Source organism: Serratia sp. CY82433 (assembly GCF_052166535.1).
Lineage (GTDB): Bacteria > Pseudomonadota > Gammaproteobacteria > Enterobacterales > Enterobacteriaceae > Serratia > Serratia sarumanii.
The window spans coordinates 544363-556136 of sequence record NZ_JBJNOR010000002.1; the positions used below are offsets into that span (position 1 = coordinate 544363).

An 11774-nucleotide genomic window follows, 5' to 3' on the forward strand; every position below is an offset into this window, starting at 1 on the left:
ACAACGGTTTAGGGTAAAAGCAAAATAATGCAATAATTCATTCAGTGAACTAATAACAGACTAAATAAACATTCTTTTTATTGATTTTTAAGATAAAAAAAACCCCGGTCGTTTGACCGGGGTTCTCAGCACACCAGCGTGTGGGGGATGATTACATCATGCCGCCCATGCCGCCCATGCCACCCATGCCGCCTGCTGCGCCCATATCCGGTGCGTCAGCCTTCGGCAGGTCGGTGACCATGCATTCGGTGGTGATCATCAGGCCAGCCACGGAAGCCGCGTACTGCAGAGCAGAACGGGTCACTTTGGTTGGATCCAGGATACCCATCGCGATCATATCCCCGTATTCTTCGGAGTAAGCGTTGTAGCCGTAGCTGCCTTCGCCCGCTTTCACCTGGTTGGCGATAACGGAAGCTTCTTCACCGGCATTCACCACGATCTGACGCAGAGGGGCTTCCATTGCGCGCAGCGCAACTTTGATACCCACGTTCTGGTCTTCGTTGTCGCCTTTCAGCGCGGCGATTTTGCCTGCAACGCGGATCAGCGCTACGCCACCGCCGGCCACCACGCCTTCTTCCACTGCGGCGCGGGTCGCGTGCAGGGCGTCTTCAACGCGGGCTTTCTTCTCTTTCATTTCAACTTCAGTCGCTGCGCCAACCTTGATAACGGCAACGCCGCCGGCCAGTTTCGCTACGCGCTCCTGCAGTTTTTCACGATCGTAGTCAGAGGTCGCTTCTTCGATCTGCTGACGGATCTGAGCAACGCGGCCCTGGATGGTCGCTTCGTCGCCCACGCCATCGATGATGATGGTGGTGTCTTTGTTGATCACAACGCGTTTTGCCTGGCCCAGGTCTTCCAGGGTGGCTTTTTCCAGCTCCAGACCGATCTCTTCAGAGATAACGGTACCGGCAGTCAGGGTCGCGATATCCTGCAGCATGGCTTTACGGCGGTCGCCGAAGCCAGGCGCCTTAACGGCAGCCACTTTCACGATGCCGCGCATGGTGTTGACCACCAGGGTCGCCAGCGCTTCGCCTTCTACGTCTTCAGCGATGATCAGCAGCGGTTTGCCTGCTTTGGCAACGGCTTCCAGCACCGGCAGCATTTCGCGGATGTTGGAGATCTTTTTGTCAGCCAGCAGGATGAACGGGCTTTCCAGCTCAACAGAACCGGTTTCCGGCTTGTTGATGAAGTATGGGGACAGGTAACCGCGGTCGAACTGCATACCTTCAACCACGTCCAGCTCGTCTTGCAGGCCGGTGCCTTCTTCAACGGTGATAACGCCTTCTTTGCCCACTTTCTCCATCGCTTCCGCGATCAGTTTACCCACGGTTTCGTCGGAGTTGGCGGAGATGGTGCCTACCTGAGCGATAGCTTTGGAATCGGAGCAAGGTACGGACAGTTTCTTCAGTTCTTCAACCGCAGCGACAACCGCTTTGTCGATGCCGCGCTTCAGATCCATCGGGTTCATGCCTGCAGCAACCGCTTTCAGGCCTTCGGTGATGATGGATTGAGCCAGTACGGTTGCCGTGGTGGTGCCGTCGCCCGCCGCGTCGTTCGCTTTGGAGGCCACTTCTTTCACCATCTGTGCGCCCATGTTCTCGAACTTGTCTTCCAGTTCGATTTCACGCGCAACGGAAACGCCGTCTTTGGTGATGGTCGGAGCGCCGAAAGATTTATCCAGCACTACGTTGCGGCCTTTCGGGCCCAGGGTCACTTTTACTGCATCAGCGAGAACATTCACGCCGCGGAGCATTTTCACGCGAGCGTCATTGCCGAATTTTACGTCTTTAGCTGCCATTGGTATTTCCCTTCAACTCGTTCAGTTCAGAAGATAAAGCGCAATTACGCTTCAACAATTGCCAGAATGTCGCTTTCGGACATGATCAACACTTCTTCATTGTCGATCTTCTCTGCTTTCACGCCGTAGCCGTCGTTGAAAATCACGATATCGCCAACTTTCACATCCAGCGGTTGGATGTTGCCGTTTTCCAGCACACGCCCTTTACCCACTGCAACCACTTCACCGCGAGTGGATTTACCCGCAGCAGAGCCAGTCAGGACGATGCCGCCAGCAGATTTTGATTCAACTTCTTTGCGCTTGACGATAACGCGGTCATGCAATGGACGAATACTCATTGAACGCTCTCCTGTAAGAAGGTCTCTATCAGATTTAGGGTTGTACACCGGATGGTTGTTATTACCGGCCTCGTGGCATTTGAGATGGGGGCGTTCCAGCCCCCTTCAAGGGGGCTAACGAAAAAAATTTCGCATTTTTGGCCGCGCGGGTGCTACAGAGAGAAAAAACGCGGCCTGAGCCGCGTTTGCTTAACGATCGTGAGGCTTGCGCTCCTCGTCCGGGCGGTGTTCCAGCACCGAGCGTTCGTCGTCCTTGCGCTGGAATTCACCGTCGAAGGTGTTGCCGTTGGCGGCGTCACCGCCCGTCCAACCGCCGGGGCGATAAACCGACAGATGCGGCATCAGCTTCAGCGTCAGCGTTTTTTGCACCGGCGGCAGCAGCAGCAACAGGCCGAGGAAGTCGGTGAAGAAACCCGGGATCAGCAGCAGGAAGCCCGCCAGCACCAGCGAAACGCTTTTCACCATTTCCGCTGCCGGGCTTTCGCCGGCCGCCAGTTTTTGCTGCATCTGCACGAAGGTTTTCATGCCCTGATTGCGCACCAGCGAAATGCCGACGCAGGAGCTGAACACCACCAGCAGCAGGGTGACAGCCACGCCGAGCACGGCGGCGACTTTGATAAAGATGGATATTTCTATGTAAGCCAGCAGAAATATCAGCAGTAGCGGTAACCAGCGCACCTGGTTCTCCTATCGGTAGGTAAAGCGCGGCCGCCACGGGGCGACGGCGTGAAAAAAGAGGCCGTAAACGGCCGACACCATTACAATGAGGGCATCCCCCCACCATTTCAACCGAGAGCCGGTTTTTATTGCTAAAGTTCACAAACGTGAAAGAAGTCACAGAACCGGAAAAGGGCATATCCTTAAACACCATAAGGTGATCTGGATTCAGTCATTTCTTACCAACCAGCATATGATCTGGGCAGCAACGGGCGATTTGGTTAATCGTTTCACGCCCCAAGCCTTCGGCAACATTAATTTAGGCTGTGCCCTTATTAGCCTTGACCTGACACATTATTAATTCGGCAGCAACACATAGAGAAGGTTCTCATGTCAAACAACATTCGTATCGAAGAAGACCTGTTAGGAACACGTGAAGTCCCCGCAGACGCTTACTACGGAGTCCACACTCTGCGTGCGATTGAAAACTTCTACATCAGCAACAGCAAAATCAGCGATGTCCCCGAGTTCGTTCGCGGCATGGTGATGGTGAAAAAGGCCGCGGCGATGGCCAACAAAGAACTCAAAACCATCCCGCGCAAAATCGCCGACGTGATCATCCAGGCCTGCGATGAGGTGCTGGATAAAGGCAAGTGCATGGATCAGTTCCCGGTGGACGTGTTCCAGGGCGGCGCAGGCACCTCGCTGAACATGAACACCAACGAAGTGCTGGCGAACATCGGCCTGGAGCTGATGGGCCACCAAAAAGGCGAATACCAGTACCTGAACCCGAACGATCACCTCAATAAGTGCCAGTCCACCAACGATGCCTACCCGACCGGGTTCCGCATCGCGGTGTACGCCTCCAACCAGAAGCTGATCGACGCCATCAACCAGCTGCGCGAAGGCTTCGACCGCAAGGCGAAAGAGTTCGAAACCATCCTGAAAATGGGCCGCACCCAGCTGCAGGACGCGGTACCGATGACCCTCGGCCAGGAATTCCACGCCTTCAGCGTGCTGCTGAACGAAGAGACCCGCAACCTGCACCGCACCGCGGAGCTGCTGCTGGAAGTGAACCTGGGCGCCACCGCCATCGGCACCGCGCTCAACACCCCGGAAGGCTACCAGCCGCTGGCGGTGCAAAAACTGGCGGAAGTCAGCGGCCTGCCGGTGGTGCCGGCGGAAGACCTGATCGAGGCCACCTCCGACTGCGGCGCCTACGTGATGGTGCACAGCGCGCTCAAACGCCTGGCGGTGAAACTGTCCAAAATCTGCAACGACCTGCGCCTGCTCTCCTCCGGCCCGCGCGCCGGCCTGAACGAAATCAACCTGCCTGAGCTGCAGGCGGGGTCGTCCATCATGCCGGCCAAAGTGAACCCGGTGGTGCCGGAAGTGGTCAATCAGGTGTGTTTCAAGGTGATTGGCAACGACACTTGCGTTACCATGGCGGCCGAAGCAGGCCAGCTGCAGCTGAATGTGATGGAGCCGGTGATCGGCCAGGCGATGTTCGAGTCGATCCACATCCTGACCAACGCCTGCTACAACCTGCTGGAAAAATGCATTAACGGCATCACCGCGAATAAAGAAGTCTGCGAACACTACGTCTTCAACTCGATCGGTATCGTCACCTATCTGAACCCGTTCATCGGCCACCATAACGGTGACATCGTCGGGAAGATCTGCGCCGAAACCGGCAAGAGCGTGCGTGAAGTGGTGCTGGAACGCGGCCTGCTGACCGAAGCCGAGCTGGATGACATCTTCTCCGTGGAGAACCTGATGCACCCGGCCTATAAAGCCAAACGCTATACGGATGAAAATGAACAATAACAGACCTACCCGGTAGCCCTGAAAGGCACGCTAAATCCTCTGGATAGCGTGCCTTTTTACTTTTAGGCGCCCACAAAATTTTAACGTTTGATTTTCAATTTCTCTCATTTTAAGGAGTAAACACTATGCTAGCCGTAGAATTGGTTATCGTTCTGCTGGCCATCTTTTTAGGGGCCAGGTTGGGCGGTATCGGTATCGGGTTCGCGGGGGGATTGGGCGTTCTGGTCCTGGCGCTGATCGGCGTCAAGCCGGGCAGCATTCCCTTCGACGTGATTTCCATCATCATGGCGGTGATCGCGGCGATCTCCGCCATGCAGGTCGCCGGGGGGATGGATTACCTGGTGCAGCAGACCGAAAAGCTGCTGCGCAAGAACCCCAAGCACATCACCATTCTCGCCCCTATCGTCACCTACTTCCTGACCATCTTCGCCGGCACCGGCAACATCTCGCTCTCGGCGCTGCCGGTGATCGCCGAAGTGGCGAAAGAACAGGGCATCAAGCCTTGCCGGCCGCTGTCGACCGCCGTGGTGTCCGCCCAGATCGCCATCACCGCCTCGCCGATCTCCGCCGCGGTGGTGTACATGTCTTCGGTGATGGAAGGCCACGGCGTCAGCTACCTGCACCTGCTGATGGTGGTGATCCCGTCCACCTTCTGCGCCGTGCTGGTGATGTCGCTGCTGGTGACCTGGCTGTTCGACTCCAAGCTGTCTAACGATCCGGTGTACCTGAAACGCCTGGAAGAAGGCCTGATCACCCTGCGCGGCAACAACGCGCTGGAGATCAAACCGCGCGCCAAAACCTCGGTGCTGCTGTTCCTGCTGGGCGTGCTGTGCGTAGTGGCTTACGCCATCATCAACAGCCCGGGTCTTGGCCTGGTGGCCAAGCCGCTGATGAACACCACCAACGCCATCCTGATCATCATGCTGAGCGTCGCCACGCTGACCACCCTGCTGTGCCGCGTCGACACCGACATGGTGCTGAACTCCAGCACCTTCAAGGCCGGCATGAGCGCCTGTATCTGTATCCTCGGCGTCGCCTGGTTGGGCGATACCTTCGTGCAGGCCAACATCGACTGGATCAAAGAGACGGCCGGCAGCGTCATTCAGGCGCACCCGTGGCTGCTGGCGGTGATCTTCTTCTTCTGCTCGGCGCTGCTGTACTCGCAGGCCGCTACCGCCAAGGCGCTGATGCCGATGGCGCTGGCGCTGAACGTGTCGCCGCTGACCGCCGTCGCCTCCTTCGCCGCCGTCTCCGGCCTGTTCATCCTGCCGACCTACCCGACGCTGGTCGCCGCGGTGCAGATGGACGATACCGGCACCACGCGCATCGGCCGCTTCGTGTTCAACCACCCGTTCTTCATTCCCGGCACCATGGGCGTGATTTTCGCCGTGGTATTCGGCTTCCTGCTCGGCAGCATCATGCTGTAACGCTTCGACCGGGGCTACGGCCCCGGTTTTCCTTCTGGCGATAAACTCGCCTTCTAGCCAATCCGCCTTCAGGGTATAGTGCCCATTCGAACCGATGAGAGGGCTGAAGATGTCTGATTGCGAAGCTGTCGTCATACTCTGTACCGCACCCGATGAAGCCAGCGCCCAGGAACTGGCGGCGCGGGTCTTGGGCGATAAGCTGGCGGCCTGTGCCACGCTGCTGCCCGGCGCCACCTCGCTGTATTACTGGGAAGGGAAACTGGAACAGGAATACGAAGTGCAGATGCTGTTCAAAAGCGATCGCCGCCGTCAGCAGGCCCTGCTCGACACCCTGAAACAACATCACCCCTACCAGACGCCCGAGCTGCTGGTGCTGCCGGTGATAGCCGGAGATAAAGACTACCTGTTATGGATCAACGCTTCCTTAAACTGATTTTGCTGCTGTGCAGCCTGTTCTTTCTGCCGCAGGCGGCGCAGGCTTCGCTGTTCGCGCCGAAGGGCGGCAGCCAGTTCGTGCCTGTCGATCAGGCCTTCGCCTTCGATTTCAAGCAGCAAGGCAGCCAGGTGACGCTGAACTGGCAGATCCGCCCCGGCTACTACCTGTATCGCCAGCAGATCAAACTGGTGCCGCAGCAGGCGACGCTCGGCGCCTTTACCCTGCCCGAAGGGCTGAGCCACAAGGACGAGTTCTTCGGCGAGGTGGCGATTTTCAAACAGCAGCTGAATCTGCAGGTGCCGCTGCAACAGGCGGCGGCCAACGCCAGCCTCAGCGTCACCTATCAGGGCTGCGCCGAGGCCGGCTTCTGCTATCCGCCGGAAACCCGCATCATCCCGCTGGACGCGGTCAGCGCCGGCGATGTCGCCCCGCTCCCGGCGGCTGCCCCTGCGCCAACCGAACAGCCCGCTACGCCGGCCAGCCTGCCGTTCTCGCCGCTGTGGGCGCTGCTGATCGGCATCGGCATCGCCTTCACCCCGTGCGTGCTGCCGATGTACCCGCTGATCTCCGGCATCATCCTCGGCCGCGACCGGCCGCAAAGCAGCGGCCGCATTCTGGCGCTGGCGGTGGTTTACGTGCAGGGCATGGCGCTCACCTACACCCTGCTGGGGCTGGTGGTGGCCGCCGCCGGCCTGCAGTTCCAGGCGGCGCTGCAGCACCCTTACGTGCTGATCGGCCTGTCGGTGCTGTTTATCGCACTGGCGCTGTCGATGTTCGGCCTCTATTCCCTGCAGCTGCCCTCGGCGCTGCAAACCCGGCTGGCGAACTGGAGCAACACCCAGCGCGGCGGCTCGCTGACCGGCGTGTTCCTGATGGGCGCCCTGGCCGGGCTGATTTGCTCGCCCTGCACCACCGCGCCGCTCAGCGCCATCCTGCTGTATATCGCCCAGAGCGGTAACCTGTGGGCCGGCGGCGGCACGCTGTACCTGTACGCGCTGGGGATGGGCATTCCGCTGGTGATCGTCACCCTGTTCGGCAACCGCCTGCTGCCGCGCAGCGGCCCGTGGATGCAGTACGTGAAAGAGGCCTTCGGCTTCGTCATCCTGGCGCTGCCGGTGTTCCTGCTGGAGCGAGTGATCGGCGATCTGTGGGGCCTGCGTCTGTGGAGCCTGCTCGGCCTGGCGTTCTTCGGCTGGGCCTTCGCTCTGAGCCTGAGAAGCGCGCGCGGCTGGGCGCGCGCCCTGCAGCTTCTGCTGTTGGCGGCGGCGGTGATCGCCGCGCGGCCGCTGCAGGATTGGGCCTTCGGCGCCGATCAGGCGCAGCAGGCGGCTCAACAACACCTGGCCTTTGCCCGCATCAACAACGTCGAGCAGCTCGATCTGGCGCTGCAACAGGCGCGCGGCAAGCCGGTGATGCTGGATCTGTACGCCGACTGGTGCGTGGCCTGTAAAGAGTTCGAGAAATACACCTTCAGCAATGCGGCGGTGCAGGCGAGCCTGGCCAACGCGGTGCTGCTGCAGGCGGACGTCACCGCCAACGGCGCGGAACAGGCGGCGCTGCTGAAGCATTTGCAGGTACTGGGGTTACCCACGATCCTGTTCTTCGATCCGGCGGGCCAGGAGCTGACGGCCCAGCGGGTCACCGGTTTTATGAAGGCAGAAGCCTTCAACGCGCATTTGCAGAAAGTGATGCGATAACTGACACTGAAGATCGGAAGCGAATGGGAGGAAGCACAAGTGCAACGTGAACACGTCCTTGATACCGCGCTGGGCCTGTTGGAACAACAGGGCCTGGCGACCGCCACATTAGAGATGCTGGCGGAAAAACTCGACGTTCAGCCCGGCGATCTCAAACGGTTCTGGCCGGATCGCGAAGCGCTGCTGTACGACTGCCTGCGCTACCACGGCCAACAGATCGACACCTGGCGCCGCCAGCTGTTGCTGGATGAAAACCTGAGCCCGCAGCAAAAGCTGCTGGCGCGCTATGACGTGCTGGCGGAATACGTGCAGCAAGACCGCTATCCCGGCTGCCTGTTTATCGCCGCCTGCAGCTTCTTCCCGGAAACGGATCACCCGATCCACCAACTGGCGGAACAGCAAAAGCTGACCTCGCTGGAGCTGACCCGCGAACTGCTGCGTGAAATGGACGCCGACGACGCCGACATGGTGGCGCAGCAAATGGAATTGATTCAGGAAGGCTGCCTGAGCAAACTGCTGGTAAAACGCCAGCTCCAGGACGTATCGGTCGCCAAACGGCTGGCGGAAGACATCTTGCAGGTGGCGCAGTGCCGCCGCAACGGGGCGCTAAGCTAGGCGAGCCGCGCTTGCGGCGCCGTCAGCCCAAGGAGATAGCCTGAACAGGCGCAATTTTTGCGCCCTTTGCCTGAAAAGCCAGCAACCGGACGCGTTTTAACGCCTTTCATGCATAAAGCCGTTGACGGCCATCGGCCAATACGGTTTAATGCTGCCCGTTGCCCGGATAGCTCAGTCGGTAGAGCAGGGGATTGAAAATCCCCGTGTCCTTGGTTCGATTCCGAGTCCGGGCACCATATTTAGAGAACCCAGCCTATGGCTGGGTTTTTGCTTTTCAGGGACAGGACTCTCCATCGAACTGCGTTCGATTATTCGGCCTTAAGGCCTCACCCTGCGGGCCAGCGCTGAAGCGCTGTTCAACGCGGCGCAGACGCCGGTTGTCCGAGTCCGGGCACCATATTTAGAGAACCCAGCCTATGGCTGGGTTTTTCGCTTTCTGGGTACGGACTCTCCATCGAACTGCGTTCGATTATTCGGCCAAAGGCCTCACCCTGCGGGCCAGCGCTGAAGCGCTGTTCAACGCGGCGCAGACGCCGGTTGTCCGTCCGGTCGCCCTATTCAGAAGAACCCGCCTATGGCGGTTTTTTGCTTTCTGGGATACGGACTCTTCATCGAACTGCGTTCGATTATTCGGCCTCTCGTTTCCTCGGCGGAACCAGCCCAATCAGTGCCAGTACGCAAGATTTAGCGACCAACACCAGATTGAGATGTCCGGGGAAAGCGACATTAACAAACCAAAAGACCAAGAAGACCGCCAGAGAAATCGGCCAAGCGAGCACAAAGAGCCGGGTATCGCATAGCCGCCGGGCGCAAAACAACAGCGTCAACACGATCGCCAACAGCCCGAAAGGTAGATACAGAATCAGTCTCAGGTAAGAGGCGACGACATCGGCGAACGAGGTGTTATTGATGACGGAAATCGTTAACTTCTGAAAGAACAACGTGTCGTTGTTATAGAGATCCAAAAGATTTAGCCACGCAAAGCTGAGCCCTATCGTTAACGACATCCATACTGCGTACGCTTTTCGGGATAAGGGGGTAATGATCAAACTCAGTCTCGCATTCAAACAGCCGCTCCGAACCAGTGATATAGCACAAATACGCTGAACCGGCGGTAAACGCGATTAAATGCAGCCCCCTCCAACCACGCCTTTGTTACCAAGATTTATCGACACAGGCGGCGAATTTGCCGGTCTTGCCAACCGGCGAACAGCAGCAAACCGCATAGCGCGCCGAGCAAGGCGCAGAACATATCGGACTGGGTATCCCACGGGTCACCCTGGGTGCCGAGAAACTCGTCGGCGCCCTGGCCCAGCGCCAGCGCCGCCCACCACTCGATCAGCTCGTAAACGGCGCTGATGGCCAGCGCGATGCAGCACACCACGAAGCCCAGCATCTTGCGCCCTTGCACATAGCCGCCGCGCAGCAGGATCTCGCGCGCCACCAGCGCCGGCACCAATCCCTGGAAGAAATGCCCCAGTTTGTCGTACGGGTTGCGGCCAAGATCCAGCCACTGCTGCACCTCAAACCCCAGCGGTACGCGGGCGTAGCTGTACATGCCGCCGAAAATCAGGATCAACGCATGAAATAAAATCAGCGTGTAGAGCAGCGGCGTCAGCGGATAGCGGCGATAAGTCAGCCACAGCAGCGGCAAAACTACCAATACCGGCGCCACCTCCATCAGCCAGGTGGGGCGATCGTAAGGGCGGATGCCGCTGTGGATCAGCGCGGCCAGCAGCAGCAGGGTGATAACGGACAATAACAGCGGGGTACGCGAGGCAGGCATAACCAACGTTCCTTCGGGTTAACGGATCAATACACTCTTTATACCGCAGATCCTGGGGCGAAAAAAAACAGGCGGAGCGTCGCCGCTTCGCCTGTTCGATATGCGCGTACCCTGAGCGGGATTATTTCAGCGCTACGCGGATCACGTCGTCCGGCGCGGTGGCTTCTTTCTCGCGGCTGGAAGCCTGCTTGACGCTGACGTACAGCGTCTGACCGTCCGGCGACAGCGCCAGGCTGTTCGGGTGGGTCGGCGTCTTGATGGTGTTCAGCACCTTGTAGCTCTTGGCGTCGATTACGCTCACTTCGCCCGCCTGGCGATGGGTGACGTAAACTTCATTGCGCGCCGGGTTGAACAGCACCGCCAGCGATTCCGGTACGTCGATCTTGCTCAGAATGTTGCCGTTGCGGGTATCCACCACCAGCACCTGCGGCTGCTTGGAATCGGTGATGAACGCACGATGGGTAGCGGTATCCAGGCTGATGTTCAGGAAGAAGTGCTCTTTGGACTCATCCAGCTTCTTGCGCGACAGCACCTTGTTGGATTGGGTGTCGATGGTCACCAGCTCGCCGTCGGCGTTGGTAACGTACAGACGTTTGGCGGCGGCGTCCAGCGCCAGGCCGGTGCCGTATTTGCCGGTGTCGGTCACGGTGGCGCGCAGGGTCAGATCCTTGCCGTCCACCACCCACACTACGCTGGATTCACCCAGACCGGTGATGTACAGGGTATCGCTGTCGGCATCCGCCACCAGTTCGCGCGGCGCCAGCGGCTTGACGGTCTCGGAGCGCTTGCGCGCGTCCAGCACCAGGCGGCCTTTCACCTCGCCGGTCTTGGCGTCGATGGCGGTCACCGAGTTATTGACGGTGTTGCCGAAGAACAGCGTGCCGGTCTTGGCGTTGACGGCGGCGCCGAACGGTTTGATGTCATTATGAATAATCTGGGTCACGTCCAGCGTGGTCGGATCCAGACGATAAACGATGCCGCCCTTGTCCAGCTTGCGGCTCTGCGACGTCGCCAGATAGAGCGCGTTCTCGCTCGGGCTGTAGGCCATTTCATAGGCGCCCTTGCCAACCGGCTTGCGCAGCACTTCCGGCGCGGTCTGCGCCAGCAGCGTATTGGAGAACAGCAGCGTGGACAGCAGCATCAGCGGAAATGCCGCACGTTTTCCCTTGGTGATCAAAGCATTCATCGTAATC

At 59.0% G+C, this 11774-nt stretch carries 11 protein-coding genes and 1 tRNA gene; 6 read left to right on the forward strand and 6 right to left on the reverse strand.

Annotated features, from left to right (window positions below):
• Positions 1-151 precede the first annotated feature (151 nt).
• The 3 genes from groL to ACJ8PI_RS16165 form a co-directional block, all read right to left on the reverse strand.
• The gene (gene groL / locus ACJ8PI_RS16155) at positions 152-1798 is read right to left on the reverse strand and encodes a chaperonin GroEL (protein WP_048321232.1); all 1647 of its coding nucleotides are present in this window, start codon (positions 1796-1798) and stop codon (positions 152-154) included.
• A 44-nt stretch (positions 1799-1842) separates the two neighbouring features.
• The gene (locus tag ACJ8PI_RS16160) at positions 1843-2136 is read right to left on the reverse strand and encodes a co-chaperone GroES (protein ID WP_004929661.1); all 294 of its coding nucleotides are present in this window, start codon (positions 2134-2136) and stop codon (positions 1843-1845) included.
• 189 nt (positions 2137-2325) lie between these two features.
• Complete coding sequence (locus ACJ8PI_RS16165; RefSeq protein WP_033636764.1) at positions 2326-2814, reverse strand: FxsA family protein; 489 nt, start codon at positions 2812-2814, stop codon at positions 2326-2328.
• A 369-nt stretch (positions 2815-3183) separates the two neighbouring features.
• Here ACJ8PI_RS16165 and aspA point away from each other — a divergent pair, with 369 nt between their 5' ends.
• The 6 genes from aspA to ACJ8PI_RS16195 all read left to right on the forward strand — a co-directional run bounded on the left by aspA (position 3184) and on the right by ACJ8PI_RS16195 (position 9031).
• A complete protein-coding gene (gene aspA / locus ACJ8PI_RS16170; protein ID WP_004929659.1) occupies positions 3184-4620 on the forward strand; it encodes an aspartate ammonia-lyase in 1437 nt (478 codons plus the stop codon).
• Positions 4621-4745: 125 nt separating this feature from the next.
• Positions 4746-6047, forward strand: coding sequence for an anaerobic C4-dicarboxylate transporter (locus ACJ8PI_RS16175; protein WP_033648718.1), 1302 nt, complete (start codon positions 4746-4748; stop codon positions 6045-6047).
• 109 nt (positions 6048-6156) lie between these two features.
• Positions 6157-6480: a divalent cation tolerance protein CutA gene (gene cutA, locus ACJ8PI_RS16180; protein WP_060436721.1), complete on the forward strand. Its 324-nt coding sequence runs from the start codon at positions 6157-6159 to the stop codon at positions 6478-6480.
• Positions 6456-8180, forward strand: a complete 1725-nt coding sequence (locus ACJ8PI_RS16185; RefSeq protein WP_060439178.1) for a protein-disulfide reductase DsbD — start codon at positions 6456-6458, stop codon at positions 8178-8180. Before cutA ends, ACJ8PI_RS16185 begins: the two co-directional genes overlap by 25 nt.
• 39 nt (positions 8181-8219) lie before the next feature.
• On the forward strand, positions 8220-8795 hold the full coding sequence (gene dicD / locus ACJ8PI_RS16190; RefSeq protein WP_016929381.1) for a division control transcriptional repressor DicD: 576 nt from the start codon (positions 8220-8222) through the stop codon (positions 8793-8795).
• Positions 8796-8955: 160 nt separating this feature from the next.
• Positions 8956-9031, forward strand: a tRNA-Phe gene (locus ACJ8PI_RS16195).
• A 390-nt stretch (positions 9032-9421) separates the two neighbouring features.
• Here ACJ8PI_RS16195 and ACJ8PI_RS16200 read toward each other — a convergent pair.
• From ACJ8PI_RS16200 to yncE, 3 genes are all read right to left on the reverse strand, one after another.
• On the reverse strand, positions 9422-9802 hold the full coding sequence (locus ACJ8PI_RS16200; RefSeq protein ID WP_033649959.1) for a hypothetical protein: 381 nt from the start codon (positions 9800-9802) through the stop codon (positions 9422-9424).
• A gap of 158 nt (positions 9803-9960) precedes the next feature.
• Positions 9961-10581: a DUF2238 domain-containing protein gene (locus ACJ8PI_RS16205; protein WP_080335459.1), complete on the reverse strand. Its 621-nt coding sequence runs from the start codon at positions 10579-10581 to the stop codon at positions 9961-9963.
• A 121-nt stretch (positions 10582-10702) separates the two neighbouring features.
• On the reverse strand, positions 10703-11722 hold the full coding sequence (gene yncE / locus ACJ8PI_RS16210; RefSeq protein ID WP_369783847.1) for a 7-bladed beta-propeller protein YncE: 1020 nt from the start codon (positions 11720-11722) through the stop codon (positions 10703-10705).
• Positions 11723-11774: the final 52 nt, after the last annotated feature.